Annotated in this window: 20 protein-coding genes; 5 read left to right on the top strand and 15 right to left on the bottom strand. The window is 71.7% G+C overall.

Going from position 1 to position 17,674, the window contains the following annotated elements:
• Window positions 1–110 precede the first annotated feature (110 nt).
• Window positions 111–1,493, bottom strand: coding sequence for a nucleobase:cation symporter-2 family protein (locus ACFVDP_RS37400; protein WP_383499978.1), 1,383 nt, complete (start codon window positions 1,491–1,493; stop codon window positions 111–113).
• 148 nt (window positions 1,494–1,641) lie between these two features.
• Entirely contained in the window at window positions 1,642–2,985 is a 1,344-nt protein-coding gene (locus ACFVDP_RS37395; RefSeq protein ID WP_383499976.1) for an NAD(P)-binding protein, read from the bottom strand.
• Between the two features lie 135 nt (window positions 2,986–3,120).
• Here ACFVDP_RS37395 and ACFVDP_RS37390 point away from each other — a divergent pair, with 135 nt between their 5' ends.
• Complete coding sequence (locus tag ACFVDP_RS37390) at window positions 3,121–3,702, top strand: DUF6214 family protein (protein ID WP_383499973.1); 582 nt, start codon at window positions 3,121–3,123, stop codon at window positions 3,700–3,702.
• Between the two features lie 33 nt (window positions 3,703–3,735).
• Here the strand turns inward: ACFVDP_RS37390 and ACFVDP_RS37385 are convergent, their stop codons facing one another.
• On the bottom strand, window positions 3,736–4,404 hold the full coding sequence (locus ACFVDP_RS37385) for a DUF305 domain-containing protein (RefSeq protein WP_383499971.1): 669 nt from the start codon (window positions 4,402–4,404) through the stop codon (window positions 3,736–3,738).
• 83 nt (window positions 4,405–4,487) lie between these two features.
• Between ACFVDP_RS37385 and ACFVDP_RS37380 the strand changes: the two genes are divergently transcribed.
• The gene (locus ACFVDP_RS37380; RefSeq protein WP_383499969.1) at window positions 4,488–5,993 is read left to right on the top strand and encodes an LVIVD repeat-containing protein; all 1,506 of its coding nucleotides are present in this window, start codon (window positions 4,488–4,490) and stop codon (window positions 5,991–5,993) included.
• On the opposite strand, the gene ACFVDP_RS37375 is transcribed toward ACFVDP_RS37380, so the two are convergent.
• The gene (locus ACFVDP_RS37375; RefSeq protein ID WP_383499966.1) at window positions 5,981–6,733 is read right to left on the bottom strand and encodes a TetR/AcrR family transcriptional regulator; all 753 of its coding nucleotides are present in this window, start codon (window positions 6,731–6,733) and stop codon (window positions 5,981–5,983) included. The two genes, ACFVDP_RS37380 and ACFVDP_RS37375, sit on opposite strands and share 13 nt — an antisense overlap.
• Before the next feature lie 224 nt (window positions 6,734–6,957).
• Window positions 6,958–7,335 carry a DUF6221 family protein gene (locus tag ACFVDP_RS37370; protein WP_383499963.1) on the bottom strand — a complete coding sequence of 126 codons (378 nt, stop codon included), beginning with the start codon at window positions 7,333–7,335 and terminating at the stop codon, window positions 6,958–6,960.
• Between the two features lie 392 nt (window positions 7,336–7,727).
• Between ACFVDP_RS37370 and ACFVDP_RS37365 the strand changes: the two genes are divergently transcribed.
• Window positions 7,728–7,925: an antitoxin gene (locus ACFVDP_RS37365; RefSeq protein WP_383499960.1), complete on the top strand. Its 198-nt coding sequence runs from the start codon at window positions 7,728–7,730 to the stop codon at window positions 7,923–7,925.
• A 57-nt stretch (window positions 7,926–7,982) separates the two neighbouring features.
• Here the strand turns inward: ACFVDP_RS37365 and ACFVDP_RS37360 are convergent, their stop codons facing one another.
• Complete coding sequence (locus ACFVDP_RS37360; protein WP_383499957.1) at window positions 7,983–8,195, bottom strand: hypothetical protein; 213 nt, start codon at window positions 8,193–8,195, stop codon at window positions 7,983–7,985.
• A 214-nt stretch (window positions 8,196–8,409) separates the two neighbouring features.
• Between ACFVDP_RS37360 and ACFVDP_RS37355 the strand changes: the two genes are divergently transcribed.
• The gene (locus tag ACFVDP_RS37355) at window positions 8,410–8,592 is read left to right on the top strand and encodes a hypothetical protein (protein ID WP_383499954.1); all 183 of its coding nucleotides are present in this window, start codon (window positions 8,410–8,412) and stop codon (window positions 8,590–8,592) included.
• A 49-nt stretch (window positions 8,593–8,641) separates the two neighbouring features.
• On the opposite strand, the gene ACFVDP_RS37350 is transcribed toward ACFVDP_RS37355, so the two are convergent.
• From ACFVDP_RS37350 to ACFVDP_RS37325, 6 genes are all read right to left on the bottom strand, one after another.
• Window positions 8,642–8,854, bottom strand: coding sequence for a hypothetical protein (locus ACFVDP_RS37350; protein ID WP_383499951.1), 213 nt, complete (start codon window positions 8,852–8,854; stop codon window positions 8,642–8,644).
• Entirely contained in the window at window positions 8,851–9,432 is a 582-nt protein-coding gene (locus tag ACFVDP_RS37345) for a helix-turn-helix domain-containing protein (protein ID WP_383499948.1), read from the bottom strand. The genes ACFVDP_RS37350 and ACFVDP_RS37345 overlap by 4 nt, the downstream gene beginning before the upstream one ends.
• 69 nt (window positions 9,433–9,501) lie before the next feature.
• The gene (locus ACFVDP_RS37340; protein WP_383499945.1) at window positions 9,502–10,197 is read right to left on the bottom strand and encodes an HAD family hydrolase; all 696 of its coding nucleotides are present in this window, start codon (window positions 10,195–10,197) and stop codon (window positions 9,502–9,504) included.
• Between the two features lie 33 nt (window positions 10,198–10,230).
• Entirely contained in the window at window positions 10,231–10,935 is a 705-nt protein-coding gene (locus ACFVDP_RS37335; RefSeq protein WP_383499942.1) for a phosphatase PAP2 family protein, read from the bottom strand.
• Between the two features lie 137 nt (window positions 10,936–11,072).
• Window positions 11,073–12,011, bottom strand: coding sequence for a M56 family metallopeptidase (locus tag ACFVDP_RS37330; RefSeq protein ID WP_383499939.1), 939 nt, complete (start codon window positions 12,009–12,011; stop codon window positions 11,073–11,075).
• Between the two features lie 114 nt (window positions 12,012–12,125).
• Window positions 12,126–12,701 (bottom strand): DUF5134 domain-containing protein, encoded by a 576-nt coding sequence (locus ACFVDP_RS37325; protein WP_383499936.1) that lies wholly within the window; start codon window positions 12,699–12,701, stop codon window positions 12,126–12,128.
• A gap of 231 nt (window positions 12,702–12,932) precedes the next feature.
• Between ACFVDP_RS37325 and ACFVDP_RS37320 the strand changes: the two genes are divergently transcribed.
• Entirely contained in the window at window positions 12,933–13,475 is a 543-nt protein-coding gene (locus ACFVDP_RS37320; protein ID WP_383499933.1) for a MarR family winged helix-turn-helix transcriptional regulator, read from the top strand.
• Between the two features lie 41 nt (window positions 13,476–13,516).
• Here ACFVDP_RS37320 and ACFVDP_RS37315 read toward each other — a convergent pair whose 3' ends face one another.
• The 3 genes from ACFVDP_RS37315 to ACFVDP_RS37305 are packed head-to-tail and all read right to left on the bottom strand — an operon-like array spanning window position 13,517 to window position 17,590.
• Window positions 13,517–14,587, bottom strand: a complete 1,071-nt coding sequence (locus tag ACFVDP_RS37315; RefSeq protein ID WP_383499929.1) for a DUF917 domain-containing protein — start codon at window positions 14,585–14,587, stop codon at window positions 13,517–13,519.
• Window positions 14,580–16,142 (bottom strand): hydantoinase/oxoprolinase N-terminal domain-containing protein, encoded by a 1,563-nt coding sequence (locus ACFVDP_RS37310; protein WP_383499926.1) that lies wholly within the window; start codon window positions 16,140–16,142, stop codon window positions 14,580–14,582. Before ACFVDP_RS37310 ends, ACFVDP_RS37315 begins: the two co-directional genes overlap by 8 nt.
• Window positions 16,143–16,189: 47 nt before the next feature.
• Window positions 16,190–17,590, bottom strand: a complete 1,401-nt coding sequence (locus ACFVDP_RS37305) for a purine-cytosine permease family protein (protein WP_383499923.1) — start codon at window positions 17,588–17,590, stop codon at window positions 16,190–16,192.
• Between the last annotated feature and the right edge of the window lie 84 nt (window positions 17,591–17,674).

Genomic DNA, 17,674 nt, shown 5'->3' with positions numbered 1-17,674 from the left:
CCTCTGGGACATCTTCCTGCCCCCCCCCGACTGACGGGGGGGGTGGCTCGGCGCTGGAGCGGGAGGTGCGGGGGGGGTGGCCGCGGTCCGCGGCCACCCCTCCGGTCCGTCTACTTCACCGGCGCGTCCGCGCTCGGCGCCGCCTGGGCGGGCACGGCCGGTACCTCGGTCGTTCCGGCCGGGATCTTTTCCGAACCGCCCTTCGCCGGAAGGTGGTTGAAGAGCAGGTTCAGCACGATCGCCGTGATGCAGCCCGCGCTGATCCCGCTGTCCATCACCGTCTGGAACCAGTCGGGGAACTTCTCGTAGATCGTCGGCACGCCCACCGGCAGCACACCGAGCGCGACGGACACGGCGACCACCGTCAGATTGCTCGTGCCCTCGAACTCCACCTTGGACAGGGTCTTCAGGCCGCTCGCCGCGACCGTCCCGAACATCACCAGACCCGCGCCGCCCAGGACCGGCGACGGAATCGCCGCGATCACCGCGCCCAGCTTCGGCAGCAGCCCGAGCACCACGAGGATGCCGCCGGCGACGGCCACCACCCAGCGGCTGCGCACCTTCGTCATGCCGACCAGGCCGACGTTCTGCGCGAACGCCGTGTACGGGAAGGTGTTGAAGACACCGCCGAGGACGGTCGAGAAACCGTCGGCGCGCAGACCGTCCGCGAGCGCGCGCCGGTCGACCGGGCGCTCCGTCATCTCGCCGACCGCGATGAAGTCGCCGGTCGTCTCGGTCATCGTCACCAGAGCCACGATCAGCATCGACACGATCGCCGCGCCGTGGAACTCCGGCGCCCCGAAGTGGAACGGCGTGCTGATCCCCACCCAGTCGGCGTCCCCGACCGCCCCGAAGTCCGTGAACCCGGTCGGTATCGCCACCGCCGTGCCGACCAGGATGCCGACGAGCACCGCGACCCGGCTCAGCGCGGGCGGCGCGAACCGCTGCACCCCGAGCACGAGCGCCAGCACGAACGCGGCGAGCGCGAGGTTCTTCGGCTCCCCGAAGTCCTTCGCGCCGGAACCGCCGGCCGCCCACGTCCCCGCGGTCGGCAGCAGCGAGAGCCCGATGATCAGAATCACGGTGCCGGTGACCAGGGGCGGGAAGAAGCGCAGCAGCCGCCCGAAGACCGGCGCGAGCAGCATCATCGCCAGCCCCGCGACGATCACCGCGCCGTAGATGGCGGGCAGCCCGCCGCCCGTCGTCCCGATCAGCACCATCGGCGAGACCGCCGCGAACGTGCACCCCTGCACGATGGGCAGCCGGATGCCGAAGCGCCACACGCCGATGCACTGGATCAGTGTCGCGATCCCGCACACCAGCAGGTCGGCGGTGATCAGATACGCGAGATCGGCGGGCGGCAGCTTCATCGCGCCGCCCACGATCAGCGGAACGGCGACCGCGCCCGCGTACATGGCGAGTACGTGCTGCAGCCCGAACGCCGCCAACTGGCGTACGGGCGGGACCTGATCGACAGGATGGGTCTGTGGCATACGTGCTCCAAGGCCAGGGGAGTCCCGGGGGACAGCGGGAGGGGCGGCAGCACGAGACGGTATTCGGCTTGAACGTTTTGTTGATTTCGCGGATGTTGCCGGGTTGTGTCGCACCCCGGAGCCGGCCCCGGGACTCGCCGCCGATCGCCTACGAACCGGCGCCCGCGGCGCCCAACAGCCCGGCCCAGTCGGGGATCTTCACCGGACCGCGCCCGAGCGCGCGCCCCAGTTCCGCCTCGGCGCGCTCGATCCCCAGCCAGCCCGCCCAGTCGACCGGCCGCAGCCCGGCGCCGACGAGCCCGGCCAGCGGATCCTGGCCGAGCGTCCTCGTGACGAGCACGGGGGCGTCGTCGAGCAGCGCGGTCACCGTCTCCTTCGCGCAGGGCCGGTTGGTGCCGATGACACCCGTCGGCCCGCGCTTGATCCAGCCCGCGACGTACTCGCCGGGCGACACCCGCCCTTCGCGCAGCACACGCCCGGCCAGCTGCGGCACGGTCCCGCGCTCCGCGTCGAACGGCAGCCCGTCCATGGGCACCCCGCGATACCCCACCGACCGCAGCACCAGCTGCGCGCCGATCTCCTCGTACGTGCCCGTGCCGACGACCCCGCCGTCGCCGTCCGGCCGGGTCCGCTCGAACCGCACCCCGGCCACCTGTCCGTCCCGCCCGACGATCTCCACGGGCCGCAGGAAGAACCGCAGATGGATCCGGCGCCGCCGCGCCTCGTGCGGCAGGGCGGCCCAGCCGCGCAGCACCTCCACGTTCCGGCGGCTCGCGGCGGGCAGCTCCGAGGGCTCCGTGTAGGCCGGATCGAGCGCCAACTCGGCCTCGTGCACGACGATTTCGGTGTCCGGCAGCGACGCCAGCTCGCGCAGTTCCTTGGTGGTGAAGCGGGCCTGCGACGGTCCGCGCCGCCCCACCATGTACACGTCCCGCACCTCACTGGCGCCGAGCGTGGACAGCGCCGCCTGCGGCATGTCGGTGGGCGCCAGCTCGGTGGCGCCACGGGCCAGCATCCGGGTGACGTCCACGGCGACATTGCCCACGCCGATCGCGACGGCGGCGCGCACTCCCCGCACGAAACCGTCGTCCCGGGCGTCGGGATGCGCGCTGTACCAGGCCACGAAGTCGGTCGCCGACCAGCTGCCGGGCAGGTCCTCGCCCGGCACCCCGAGCCTGCGGTCGGCCGCGGCGCCGACGCAGTACACGACCGCGTGGTACAGCTCCAGCAGCTTCGCGGGCGGCAGCGCCGGGCCGACCTCGACACCGCCGAGGAACCGCACCCGGTCGTCCTCCAGCACCTTGCGCAGATTTCCCTGGAGCGACTTGATCTTCTCGTGGTCGGGCGCCACGCCGTAGCGCACCAGTCCGAACGGACAGGGCAGCCGGTCGAGCACGTCGACCCGGACGTCCGGGACGCGAAGCTGCTGTACGAGGCACTGGGCGGTGTAGACCCCGCTCGGCCCCGACCCCACGACGGCGATGTGCGGCACGTGCGGCTCCTCACGCCGGTGCTGCGCTGATGTTCCTCAGCATGGCACCGCGGACCGCGGTGGGGGAGAGGGGCGGCGCGGAGCTCTCTGCGCGCCTTTGATGATCAAGTGTGATCGAAGGGTTACGGTACGTAGGTGCTGGAAAGTTCATTCTTTGACGTCGCTGATCATTATCGACTGAACGATGCTGTTTCCGCAGAGCCGCGCTGGGAGATCCAGGGATACGGCTCCGCCGCGGGCGACCTCCGGGACGACGCCGCGCTCGCCTGCTCCTCGCCCTGGTTCCACGTCCGGCTCACCTTCGACCACGGCACCCATGCCGACGTGCTCGCGGTCGTGGCCGACGGCCGTGTCTCCATCGAGGACGTACGGGCCCAACCGCCGCTTCCCCTGGAGGAGTTCTCCTCGCTCGGGGCGTGGATCGAGGGCGCGCTCCGGGACGCCTGCCGGACTTCCGCCGAACAGGACGACGCCGGCGTGCCCGCCTCCCGTCCCGGGACGACGGGGCCGACCGCCCGCCGCGCCCGCTCCTCCCCGCCGCGCGGCGTCGAGGGCCGCCGCGCCGTCGCCGAGACCTACCGTGCGGCCCAGAGCGAGGGCAGCGATCCGGTCCTCGCGGTCATGTGCGCGACGGGCCGCAGCCGCCGCAAGTCCCTGCGGATGATCGCGGGCGCCCGGGACGCGGGTCTTCTGGCGCCCCGCCACAACCGACGCTGAGCCGGGGCGCCGGCGGACAGCGCGGACCCGGGTTCAGGACATGTCGCGCATGCGGGAGATCTCCGTGGTCTGCTGCGCGATCACGTCGTCGGCCATCTCCTCGACGACCACGTCGTTCCCGCCGCTCTTGACCTCCGTCGCCATGGTCACGGCCCCCTGGTGATGGGTGATCATCAGCTTCAGGAACAGCGCGTCGAACGACGCCCCGCGTGCCGCCCGCAACTTCTTCAACTGCGCCTCGGTCGCCATCCCCGGCATCGCCTCGTGCGCGGCGTGCCCGGAAGGGGACTGCGGCTTCCCGTACTTCTTCAGCCACGCGCGCATCGTGTCGATCTCCGGGCCCTGCGCGGCGGCGATCCGCTCGGCGAGCCGCTTCACCTGCTTCGACTCGGCCTGCTTCGGCGCGAGTTCGGTCATCTTCAGGGCCTGCTCGTGATGCTGGATCATCATCTGCGCATAGCCGACGTCCGCGGAGTTGGGCCGGTCGTCGGGCTTGCGCCGCTGCGCGTCCTGCGCGGACAGCGTCTCCGCGGCCTCGCCCGGCTTGCCCGGCGCGATCACCGAACTCCCGCTGGAGGAAGCGGAGTCGGCCTTCGCGTCGGCCCCCGAGTCGCATCCGGTCACCCCCAGCGCGAGCGCCGCGATCAGCGCGGGCACAGCAACTTTCATGACGAGTGCGTTGCCATCTGTTGATCTGTGCATGAGGAAGACGATACTCGGGGGATGCGTGAACCGTTCACGAACGAACGACGTCACCGTCAACCAGGGAGACGAGGGAGACAACAGTGACCCTGTTGCACAGTTTCGCCCGAACGCGCCGCAGACGTCTCGGAGTTGCCACGGCAGCGGCCGGCCTCCTGGCGGCCCTGCTCGCCGCGGGACCCGTCTCGGCGACCCCCGACCCGGGGGACGCCTCCGCCGCGCCGCGCGGCGTGTCCAAGAGCGCGCAGGCGCAGGCCGAAGCGGCGATAGCCGCCGGTGAGATACCCGGCCAGGACGAGATCGTCCACTCCGCCAACATCGAGCACCTCACCAACATCCCCAAGGACGCGCTGCCCGGCACCAATTCGGACCTCGCCTTCCAGGGCAGGTACGCCTTCGCCGGCAACTACGACGGCTTCCGCATCTTCGACATCAGCAACCCGAAGGCGCCGAAGACCGTCGCCCAGGTGCTGTGTCCCGGCTCGCAGAACGACATCTCCGTCTCCGGGAACCTGCTCTTCCTGTCCACGGACAGCTCCCGCAGCGACAACTCCTGTGCCTCCACCACCCAGCCCGCGACCGAGAAGTCGTCGTGGGAGGGCATGAAGGTCTTCGACATCAGCGACAAGAGGAACCCGAAGTACGTCGCCGCCGTCGAGACCGCGTGCGGCTCGCACACGCACACGCTGGTGCCGGAGAAGAAGAACGTATACGTCTACGTGTCCTCGTACTCGCCGAGCGCCACGTTCCCCGACTGCCAGCCGCCGCACGACGGCATCTCGGTCATCAAGGTGCCGCGCAAGGCCCCGCAGAAGGCCGCCCTGGTCGGCTTCCCCGTCCTCTTCCCCGGTGAGGGCCCGGACGGCGGCGGCAACCCGGGCGCGCCCACCAACCCCGGCGTCTCCAAGACCACGGGCTGCCACGACATCACGGTCCTGCCCTCCAAGGACCTGGCGGCCGGTGCCTGCATGGGTGACGGAATCCTGTTCTCCATCAAGGACCCGGAACACCCGAAGGTCATCGACCAGGTCGAGGACAACGTCAACTTCGCGTTCTGGCACTCGGCGACCTTCAACCAGACGGCGAAGAAGGTCGTGTTCACCGACGAGCTGGGCGGCGGCGGAGCGGCCACCTGCAACGCGGCGATCGGCCCGAACCGCGGCGCCGACGGCATCTACGACATCGTCGGCAAGGGCGACAAGAGCAAGCTCGTCTTCCGCGGCTACTACAAGATCCCGCGCCACCAGGCCGACACCGAGAACTGCGTCGCGCACAACGGCTCGCTGATCCCGGTCAAGGGCAAGGACCTCATGGTGCAGGCCTGGTACCAGGGCGGCATCTCGGTCTGGGACTTCACCGACTCCACGAAGCCGAAGGAGATCGCCTACTTCGAGCGGGGCCCGCTGACCACCGACAACCTCACGGTCGGCGGCTCCTGGTCCGCGTACTACTACAACGGCTACATCTACTCCAACGACATCGCGAAGGGCTTCGACGTCCTGAAGCTCAGCGACCGGCGCACGGATCCGGCCAAGCGGATCCACCTGGACGAGCTGAACACCCAGACGCAGCCGGACTACTTCGACTGATCGAACTGATCGGACTGATCGGACCGATCCCGGTCCGCTGCGGCAGGCCTCAGCGGCTCGAAGTAGCGGGAGAAATCGGCCGTACGGCCGTGTACGGGACTCTCGTCGGAACTCTCGCCGGACGGCAGGTCGCCAGGACCGCCGTCCGGCGGGAAGCCCGACTCCCACGGCAGCCCGTAGCGCTGGAACATCTCGGCCCGCAACGACACCACCGGCATCGGCGCACCCGGCACGAGCGCGGCGAAGACCGCGCCCATCAGCAGCGCCCGCAGCAGCGGATAGTCCCGCTCCACATCGAGCGTCCCGTGCCGTACGACGGTGTCCCGCAGCAGCGCCGCGAGCCGCTGCTGCTCGGGGCACTGCACGAACCCCTCGGCCTGGAGGATTCCGGCCATGTGGGTCCGCATCAGCACCGGCTGGTCGCGCGCGAGCCCCAGAATCGCGTCGATGGCCCGGGCCAGCCGCTCGTCACCGTCGTCGTCCGCGGGCCGCGGCTCCCGCTCCAGGGCCTCCTGCAACGTCCGGTTCATCAGCCGGTGCACGGCGGACTGCAGCAACTGCCGCTTGCCGGGAAAGTAGTACGACACCAGCCCGCGGGCGGAACCGGCCCGGTCCGCGATGTCGCCGAGAGTCGTCGCGTCGTACCCCCGCTCCCCGACAAGTTCCAACGTCGCCTGGAGAAGCCGCTCGCGGGAACGTCGGCGCAACTCCTCATTGACCGATGCGCTGCGGGGGGACATTCTTATCTCCTGCGTTGACTGGCTCTCAGCCAACTATACTCAGCGCATCCCGGCCCTCGGCCTCGCGGCTGCGGTGGGCGGGATGGACCGGCCGTATTCGGGCGACGCGGGGGATCGTCCGAATACGGGCAGTTCCGTGGGCCGACGGACAGGGCCCTGTCCGGGGGAGCGCGCCGCACACCGAGGCCCCTGTCACTTCCGGCGGCGGAGGAAGAGCGCTTCGGTCATGGGCGCCACTCCTCGCGGTACCCGGGCCGGTCCGCGTAGACGGCCGCCAGGTCCTTGGCGATCGGCTCCACCACCAGCAGCGCCGTGCGAGCCGGGCCGCTCACGAGGTGGTCGGGGGACTCGGCCTCCGTGAGGGCGTCGCGGAAGCGGGCGAGGATGCGTCGTTCGGCGTCGACCTCACGCAGCACCCGGGCCGGGACCCCGCAGTCGCAGACCGCGCCCGGTGCCTCGTGGAACATCGACATGGCCGCCTTCACGGATTCCAGGTGACCCTGCAAGTAGGCGTGGATGTCGCAGTCGAGGGCGTGCAGGCTGCTCGCCCGGCGGGTGTCCGCGTCGAGTTGGGCGCCGAGCCACCGCACGAGGTCATGCATCAGCCGGCTCCTGCCGTTCGGCACGCTCGTGGTGGCGAATCCATGGCGTCAACGTAGCGCAAGTGACGTGCGGTGCTGTCGCCGCGTGGGCGCCGCTCCGGCTGTCCGGGACCCGGCTGGACACGAGAGCGCCGAATGTCGTGCCGTTGTCGGGGCGGAGCGCATCCCCCGCGGGGGGCCGGTCGGAAGCACTGGTGTGAGTGGATCCGGCCCTGACGGCCGGTCCCGGCGTGGGTTGGCACCTGCCGTCGGCGCTGCGGCCCGGCGGCAGCCGCGTCGTCCGGGACGCCGGATGCGAACGGCGGCGCGTTCACCCTTACGACATTGTGAGGATGCGGCATGTCCGGCCCGCCCGCATCCTGGACGTAGGGCTCGAACCTAGGAGGCCGACCATGTCCGTGATGGACAAGCTCAAGCAAATGCTCAAGGGGCACGAGGACCAAGCCGGCAAGGGTGTCGACAAGGCCGGTGACTTCGTCGACGACAAGACTCAGGGCAAGTACAGCAGTCAGGTCGACACGGCCCAGGACAAGCTCAAGGAGCAGCTGGGCGGCGACCGGGGCCAGGACGGGCAGCCGCCGCAGTCGTGACCTCTCCCGTGGACTGTTTCCGGGGCCCCGCCGCCGACGCGGCGGGGCCCCGGACGTTCAGGCCGCTTCGTAGTGGTGCGCGCGCCCGCCGCGCCACTTCACCCAGGCGGGATCGTCGAGAAGCGCCTCGGCGTTGTCGAGTCCTGCACGGCGCAGGAACTCCAAGACGTCGCTGTCACTGTGGGCGAGGCCGAGTATCTGCCCGCGCGCGGTGACCCGGCGCCCTCCCGTACCGAGCGGCGGGTGGACGATTATCGGGGCCGTGGGCATAAGTCCAGGGTGGATGGTCAGTGGTCCTTCCGCGACTTCACGCACCCGGCTGCCGCGCTGCCGGCGACATCCAGGACGACCGGAACCTTCATGATTCCCTCCTGCCCCGCCCCGGGGCCCGCACTCCTGTGCGCCCCGGCGCAGCCACCTCCCGAAAGGCGATCAGGCGAATGAACGGTGCATCCGGCACGCCCCGAGAAGGCGTAAGACAGACATGAGCACGTCGATGCGATCCCAGAACAAGGAGGGCTGGACCCTCATCCCAGTCCTCTGCTTCATCCGCAAACCGGGGGACTCCCTGCGCTGCACCCTCGCTGCCGGTCACGACAGTGACCACCTGCACGCCTACACGCACACGTCCTGGCCGCACCGCTCCGGCGAGAAGCAGGCCGACTAGACCCCCGCCCGTCGCCGACGGCGGATCCACTCCGGTGGCGGGCGGGTCCTCACCTCTCCGCCGTACGGGGCAGAGCCGGCGGGCGCAGGAACCGCAGGCCCGTCTCGATCAGCAGCCAGCCGACGCGATGGCGCATCACCGCACCGCCCCGGTGCCTGCGGTCGCCGGCCGCCGCGGACCGCAGCCGGTGGGCATCGGCGGCGGCGCGCAGCTCGGCCGTGCGGGCGGCATGGACGTAGACGTGGATGTCGGGGTGGTTCATGAGGGCGCCTCCTCGCGGCGATTGCGGAACGCGACGCGCAGTACGGTCACCGGCTCCGCCCCCTCCGGGCGCTTGGCGGGATCGCCGAGCCGGTCGTCGTAGGACTCCAGAAGTTCCCTGAATCGGCCTGTCAGGTCGGCGAGTTCGGCCGCCGTCAGATACACGACGTCGTCGCCGAACTGCTCCGCCTCCCGCCAGTCGGCGGGCAGTTGCCTGCGGGTCCGCAGTGCCTGCGTCATCGTCTCGAAGTAGCGCTGCGCCATGGTGGCGCTGAGCGCGTCGGCTGCCTCGCTGTCGGTGCCCTGCCAGTCCGTGTAGTGAGCCGTGGCCCGCCACGGCTTGTCCCGTCCGGCGCCGCTCTCCGCCTCCTCCACCAGGCCGTACTTGGCGAGCATGCGCAAGTGGTACGAGCAACTGGCGACGGACTCGCCGGTGAGCTCCGCGGCCCGGGTGGCGGTGAACGGTCCCTCGGTGCGCAGCAGTGCGACCAGCTCCATCCGGGTGGGATGGGCGTAGGCGCGCAGGGCCCGGGGGTCTTCGAGATGGACGGTGCGTTGGGGCGTGCCGGGTTCTCCCATGCATGTAAAGGTATCTTTCTAAAGAGTTCTTTACAAGGGCGTGGGGAGGCCGGGCGCGAGATCTACCCGCTACAGCAGATCGAGCAACGGGCGCAGTGCGTCCGGGCGTTGGTCCAGCGGCAGATGGTCCACGAAGCGCACCGCGCAGCCGATGTCCGCCGCGCCCGCGTCCGCCCGCCGGTCGTCGCCCACCATCAGGGTGTCCGCCGGCGCCACCCCGAGCTCCTCGCACGCTGCCGTGAACAGCCGGGCGTCCGGCTTCTGGACGCCGTGCCGGTACGACATGACGTACGTGCCGATGTACGGGTCCAGGCCGTGTTCGACGAAGACGGGCCGCAGGTCCCAGCCGATGTTGCTGACCACGCCCACCGGGACACCGCGCTCGTGCAGAGCGGCGACGACGTCGAGCGCGTCGGCGTACGGGCGCCAGGCCTCCGGAGTCATGTGCCGGTCGTACAGGGCGCCGTAGAGCCGATCGTCGGGCAGCGGCACTTCGCGGAAGAGCCCCGTGTACGCGGCGCGATGGCTCTCCGCGTCCACGTCACGGACCGCCATCAGGCCGTCCAGGTGCGCGGGGGCCGCGACGTGGTGGGTGCTGCCGCCCGGCAGCGCCCCGATCTCGTCCAGTCGGGCGACGGCACGCTCGAACTCGCCGTCGGGCAGGGCCAGTCCGGTCGCGTCGGACGCGGCACGCAGCCACGACTCGGTGGACTCGATCCGGAAGAGCGTTCCTGAGAAGTCGAAGAGCACCGCTTTGATCGTCATGCGCCCGATCCTCCGCGCGACGGAGCGCACGGGTCAAGAGCGGCTGCCCGCGCCCCTCCACCGCTCGTACGCGGCCGTGGACACCAGGACCGTGAACGTACCGAGCAGCCAGCCGCCGGCCACGTCGGACGGCCAGTGCACGCCGAGCCACATCCGGGTCAGCCCGACGCCGAGCACCGAGACGACGGACACGACGACGGCCGTGCGCCACAGGGCGCGTCCGGCGCCGTGGCGACGCAGCAGCCACAGGAGCAGGCCGCACACGACGGTGGCCGTCATCGCGTGCCCCGAGGGGAACGCCGCGTAGTGCGCGGAGTCCACCGGGTCGGGCCACACCGGACGCGGCCGGTCCACCAGCGCCTTGAGGGCCTGTTGCAGCAGCGTGCCGAGCAGACAGGTCGCCGCCACCCAGCCGACCGGCACAGCGCCCCGCAGCCGCCACGCCAGGGCGACGACGACCACGGCGCACAGGGCGCGCATCGTCCAGGGATCCCACACCCAGTCCGACAGGACGCGGGTGCCGTGCGTGATGTCCGGTTCGGCGACGGCCGCACGGTGCAGCGAGCGGGAGAGGTCCGCGTCGATATCCATGAGCGGGTTCCAGCGGGCCGCCACCAGCACCAGGAGCAGCACGAAGGACATGAGGGAGAACAGCAGAGAGAACAGGAGGAGCCGGGGCGCCGTGAGCGGGCCGCGGGTCGGGGCGTCGGACGGCGAGTCGGGCGGTGCCGGGTGCATGCGCCGATCCTCGCTCATGGGTCAGGGCGCGATCCAGCCCTGCGCCCCGGCCCGGAGGCGTGTCCTAGGGCGTTTCGGCAACGCCGCGAGCGTGCGTGCCAGACGCCGCGGGGCAGGCAGGACTTTCGACACACGCCCTAGCCCAGCGCCCGCAGCCCCGGCACGAACGTCACCAGCAGAGGGACCAGCGGAACGAGCGCCGCGGCCGCCGTCAGCCGCAGCCGGCGGGCCGGGGTGAGCCGGGACGGCGGAGCGAGCAGCCGGTGCACGCGCTGCGGGACATGCGCCTGCGGGGTCGGGCAGGGCCCGGAGAACACCCCGCGGTCCTCGTTGAGTTCGACCAGGGCCAGCGCGATCGTCAGCCGGCCGAAGCGGCGTGAGGCGACATCGTCCGCGGCCAGCTCGACCAGCCGGTGCATCTCGTCACGGAACGCCGCGAACACCGGTACCTGCGGAAAGCCGGAGGCCAGCGCGCCGGAACAGTGCAGCAGCCAGTCGTGCCGCCACTGCGCGTGCCCCATCTCGTGCGCGAGCACCGCATCGAGCTGACGCCCCTTCAGGCGGCGCAACGCGGCCGTGGTGATGACCAGTTGGGGCGTCTGCCCGGGCAGCCACCAGGCGTCCGGCCGCTCACCCTCAAGTACGACGAGGCGATCCGCGCCGGGCTCCTCGCCGGGCAACAGCGGTGCGCGGACGAGCAGTTCGGCCCGGCGCCGGGACCGGCGGACCCGCGCCCGGTGCACCTCGCGCACCAGCATCGCCGCCGTCCACACGCCACCGAGCGCCAGCGTCACCGCGACCGTGGCCGCCCAGGGACCCGCGCCGGCGGGGGCGTACGCGTCCACGACCGAGTGCGGCGCATTGGCGAACACATGACCGCGCACGGCCTTCCAGGCGGCGGCCGCGCTCAGCGTCATGGACAGCACGCAGCACAGCAGGACACCCGCCACCACGCACTGCCACACCCACAACGCGACGATCGGCTCCCGCTCGGGCCAGTCGGCGCGGGCGAGGAGGCGCGGGGCGACGACAGCGGCGAGGGTGCCGAGCAGCAACAGCGCTACGGGGACCGTCATACCCGTCACCCTATGAGGCGCGTGCGACCCCCGATACGGCCTGGGGCGTCAAGTGATGTACGCCACGGTTTCGTTCGGTCGCGGACGGGACCCGCACGAGGTGCGGCGGGCCCGTCACATCGCCAGCAGCATCGCCAGCATCCCGATCCCCATGGCCAGACGGCAGGCCCGCGCCAGCTCCGGCCGGTCGCCCCAGCCGCCCGGCGCCGTGCCTCCGACACCTCCCGCCACGGCACCCCCGGACACCGTGGCCGACGGGGCCGTCCGGGCCCCCGTCCACAGCACGTAGACCGCGAAGTAGCCGAGGAGCAGGCCGGTCAGCACAGGAGCGCCCGCGCCGCCGTGATGGGCGTGGGCCGCGGGCCGGACCGCCATCGCCAGCGCCATGTACGCCATCGCGAACGTACCCACGAGGTGATGCAGGTGATGCCCGCGCGCCGCACGGGACGCCCACAGGGCCCGTAGTGCGGCGCCGCCGAACACGACGGCGTACAGCAGCCAGGCCCAGCGCGGCGGCGTGAGAACCGCGGCCGGCACCGCCATCAGCGCCATGCCGAAGCCCATGAGTGCCTCGCCGCCCGCCGTGCGGCGCTGCTCCTCCACGCCGCTGCGCATGCGCAGCAGGCAGTACGCGCCGGTCGCCGCGCACAGCGCGACGAGCAGCCAGGCGGCCGACAGCGATCCGTGCACCCCGGGTCCCCCTTGCCCTCTTCTTGCCCTCTTCAGCCCACGGCCCGCGCTTTTCCGCGGATTCGTGCCGCTGTCGAGGAGATGCCCCGGTGAGTGGGTGCGTAAGGCGGCGCAGGGGAGCACACGCGGTGTTTTGCGGGTGAAACACCGGCGCGCCACGGATCGGCGACACTGGGGTCATCGACGGCGCCCCGGACCGTCGGGACAGTCGAGAGGGCCGGTCGGGCAGGTATGAGCACGGAGCAGGGCGCGGACACGGAGCCGCACACGGTGGCCGACACCGTGTCGTCGGTCGTACGGCAGTGGCAGGCCGTGCGCCCCGATGTCGACACGGGCCCGATGGAGATCATCGGGCGGATCAACCGGTGCGCCGCGCTGCTCCAGCAGGCCGAGGACGCGCCGCTGCGCCGCGCCGGACTGACCCGCCCGGAGTTCGATCTGCTCGGCACGCTGCGACGCACCGGACGCGAGCTGACCCCCGGCGATCTGGCCCGGGAGACGTTCGCGTCCGGGGCCGCGGTCACCAAGCGGCTGAAGCTGCTCCAGGAGCGCGGGTTCGTGGCGCGGCGCAGCGACACCCGCGACCGGCGGGTGTCGCAGCTCAGCCTCACGGAGGAGGGCCGGACCCTGGTCGACGACGTGCTGCCGCAGCAGCTCGCGTACGAGGCGTCGGTGCTGGCCGGACTCGCGGGCGGCCGCGAAGGGGAACTCGCCGCACTGCTCGGCGAGTTGCTGCTCCAGCTCGAAGGACGGCTGGGCGGCGGACGGGTCTGAGCGGCGCCGCGGGCGGGTGGGCCCGCGGCGCCGGTCGCGGCTCAGCCGCCGAACGGCAGGTAGTCCACCTCGTACCCGAAGTAGCGCGGACCGGCCAGCGCCAGACCGCCCGGGGACGTCCAGCGCGGGTCGCAGCGCGCCGCGAGGACACTCACCCGCAGGCCGTAGCGCAGCCCCTCGGTGGTGACCGGCTCGCCCGTCTCGCTGTCCAGGACGCAGATCAGGTCCGGGGTCGTCGCGACGGTCGCGCCGTCCCGGGTGGCCAGCAGGTGCTCGTTCTGGAAGTCCAGTTCGAGCGTGCGGCCCGCGTCGTCCGTGATGCCCTCGATCACCGCGCGGCCGCGCGCGAAACCGCCCTCGGTGCGCCGCGACACGTCGACCACCTTGCCGGTGAGGAGCGGGATGCCGTCGAGCATCGTGCGGGCCGCGCCCACCGGATCGCTGTGCTCGGCGCGCGCCGTACGGACGGCGGCGCCGAGCCGTTCGGCCAGCGTGAGGGTGGCCGGGACCAGGCCGTCGGCGAGCTGATCGCCGCGCAGGACGGTGTCCGCGCAGGAGATCTGGCAGCCCCGCTCCACGCACACGGCCCGGGCGATGGTCTCCGCGGCATGGTTGTCGACGGCGTCCACGATGATCGTGTTGCCCTTGTCGTCGGCGAGCGCCATCGGCGAGTTCGTCACCCCGATGAGGCCCGGCAGCACCATCTGCGCCTCCGGGAACGCCCGGCCCATCGCGTCGCCGTCCACGATCGGCAGGCCCGCCTGGGCCGCGCACGCGATCGGCAGCATCGAGTTGACGCCGCCGATCTCGATGGGCGCGAGATGCGTCGCGGGACGCCCGATGTGCTTCTCCAGGGCGCGCAGCGCGGCCAGCTCCTCGCCGCCGTTCGGCACCCGCTCCAGGAGCACCGTCGGGGCGCCCATGCCGGAGATCGGCACCACCGTCGCGTCCGCCGGGACCTCGTCGATGTCCACGACCCGCACCGGACCGTGCCGCCGGATCGCCTCGCGGGCCAGCAGCTTGCCGATGTACGGGTCACCGCCGCCACCGGTGCCGAGGATCCCGGCACCGCGCGCGATGTCGTCCAGGTTGTCGAGGGTGATCTCACGCATGGGCCGTCGCTCCGGTCTTGATGTGGTTCAGGTCGAGGTCGCCGACCGCCTTCACGCGGATCCGCGTCGCGCCGCCCGGCAGATAGGCGAGCGGCACCTCCTCGATGTCGACGACGCGCACGCTGCCGCGCCGCGCGCCCGCCTCCTCGGCCCGCCCGACAGCTTCTTCCCGGGCCTGGGCGAGGACCGACGCACGCTTGCCGTCGGGCACCTGGAAGACCCGGTCGACCTCGCCGCCGACCTGGGCGATGGCCGCGCCGACCGCGTTCGCGACGCCGAAGTTCCCCGGCAGCCGTACGTCGTCGAAGCCGGGCAGGACCTCCGGGACGAGCACCGAGCCGCCGCCGACCGCGACCACCGGCAGCGGCGCCGCCGAGGTCCGCATCCGGTCGACGCTCTCCGCGAGCCGCTCCGCGATGCGGGCGAGCGACCGGTCGACGAACTCCCGGTCCAGGTGGGCGACACGGGCCCGGTCGCCGATGTCGGCGCGGCCCGCCGCCACGGCCAGGTCCGTCGCCGTGAGCGTGGACCCGCCGAACACCAGGGCCTCCTCGGTGAGCCGGTAGCCGACCGAGCGCGGGCCCGTCCCGCCGTCCGCCGCGACCAGCGAGCCGCCGCCGATGCCCAGTGAAAGGACGTCGGGGATACGGAAGTTGGTCCGGATGCCCGCCGCCTCGCTCTCGCCGGCCGCCTCGCGTGGGAAGCCGCCCTGGAGGATGCCGACGTCCGCCGTGGTGCCGCCGACGTCGACGACCGCGCAGTCCCCGAGCCCGGACAGGAACGCCGCCCCGCGCATCGAGTTCGTCGGCCCCGAGGCGAACGTCGCCACCGGATACGTCCGCGCGAAGTCCACGTCCATCAGCGTGCCGTCGTTCTGCGACAGGAAGAACGGCGCCGTGATCGACACCTCCGCCAGTGCCTTGCCGAACGACTCCACGATCTGCGCCGCGAGGTCCCGCAGTGCCGCGTTGATGATCGTGGCGTTCTCCCGGGCGAGGAGCCCGATGCGGCCCAGCTCGTGCGAGAGCGAGATGTGCACGCCGGGGCCGAGCTCACCGCGCAGGATGTCGGCGGCCCGCCGCTCGTCGTCCTCGGCGACCGGTGAGAACACCGAGGAGATCGCCACCGAGCCGAGCTCCTTGGCCGCGATGTCCGCCGCGGTCCGCTTCAGCTCGTCGGGGTCGAGCGGGGACAGCGGGCGGCCGTCGTACTCCCGGCCGCCGTGGCACAGGTAGCCGTGCCCGCCGACCGCGGCGCGCTGCCGCTCGGGCCAGTCCGTCATCGGCGGCAGGGCCGCCGTCGCGGGCAGACCGAGCCGGACCGCCGCGACGGGCGCGAGCCGGGCGCCCTCGATCAGGGCGTTGAGGAAGTGAGTGGTGCCGATCATGACCGCGGTGACCTGGTCCACGGGTGGGTCGAGGTCCCGGATCGCCGCCGTCACGCCGGAGGTGATGTCCGGTGTCGTCGGCGACTTGGCGGCCGAGATCACCCGGTCGTCGTCGCCGAGGAGGGCTGCGTCGGTGTTGGTTCCGCCGACGTCGATACCGATGCGCATGCTGCTGCTTTCTTCGAGGGGTGGGGGAGGCGAGGCGGGCCGCGGGGTCAGAGCGCGGCCTCGGCCTCTATCTGTGCAGCCGGGCGCAGGGGCTGAGTGACGGGCAGTTCACGGGCGCCGCGGACCAGACCGAGCCGGCCGAGCACGACGTATCCCAGGCCCGCCAGGACCAGTGAGTCGAGGGCGGGGATGCCCCACCACTGGTACCGGTCCGCGAGCCAGCCGACAAGAGAGGCGAGCACCCACAGAGCGATGGTGGCGGGAACCCATGACGGTTCGGTTTCCGGCAGCCGTCCGACGCGTCGCGAGGCGTCCAGCTGCGGCCGCCACTTCTTCACCACGAAGTACTCGGCCACCATGATTCCGGCGACGGGCGGGGTGAGGACCCCGAGGACCGTCAGGAAGTCCGTGAAGTGGTCCAGGATTCCGGCGGCCGCCGCGAGCGAACCGAGCACGCCGATCGTCACCGTCGTCGTGACCCGCCCGAGCCGCACCTTGAACAGCGACTCCACGGCGTTGATCAGGCCCAGCGCCGACGAGTAGAGATTCCAGTTGTTGATCTTCAGGGTGGCGGAGACCAGCACGATCACCCCGACCACGCCCGAGCTGGACGTGATGATCGCGATCAGGTCGGACGTCTTCACCGCGTACGCGAGCAGCACACCGGCGAGACCGAGCACGTACTCGCCCAGGGAGATCCCGACGAGGGTCTGCTTGACGACGTCGCCGGTCGAGCGGTTGAAGCGCGTCATGTCGGGCGTCGTCACCGCGCCCACGATGTACGAGCCCGCGACGATCGTGGCGCCCGTGGCGATGGAGATGTGTGCCCCGAACGGCGCGGAGCCGACCAGGTCGGTGAAGCTGTGCCGGGATATCTCCACCGTCATCGCCCAGCCCGCGAGCCCGAGGAACGCCGGCACGGTGACGAACGCCGTCCAGCCCATCGCCTTGAACCCCTGCAGCGTCAGCGCGGTCACCCCGAGCCCGCAGATCAGGCACCAGGCCCACAGCGGGACCGACGGCACGATCGCCTGCAGGCCCGCCGCGAACACGGCCGTCTGCACCCCGAACCAGCCGAACAGGCTCACCGCGATGACGAGTCCGATCAGCGTCGACCCGTACCGTCCGAAGCCCGTCCAGCGCACCAGCACCGACGTCGACAGACCCTCGCGCATCCCGGCGATGCCGACGAAGACGCAGACGACCTCCAGGATCACCGAGCCGAGCGTGAACGCCCAGAACGCGCCCCAGAACGACAGGCCCGCGCCGAGCGTCGCGCCGAGCAGGAACTGGGTGAGGTCGGACAGCTGGCCGAAGCGCTGCACGGCCACGTTGAACCACGAGTACCGGGCGGACCGCGGCACCCGTTCGAGCGGGTAGTCCTCGTCGGTGCCCGCCTCGGCACCGGTATGTGGCGCCGCCGCGGGCGCCGTCACTGCGTTCGTCATGGGGACAGTCCTTGAGGGAGGAGGGCAGGGGAGGGGAGCACGGCGGCGCGACACGAACCGCCGTGTGGGTCGGGAGAGTTGATG

The organism is Streptomyces sp. NPDC057694 (assembly GCF_042799415.1).
Taxonomy (GTDB): domain Bacteria; phylum Actinomycetota; class Actinomycetes; order Streptomycetales; family Streptomycetaceae; genus Streptomyces.
This window is presented reverse-complemented; position numbering and strand designations above follow the sequence as displayed.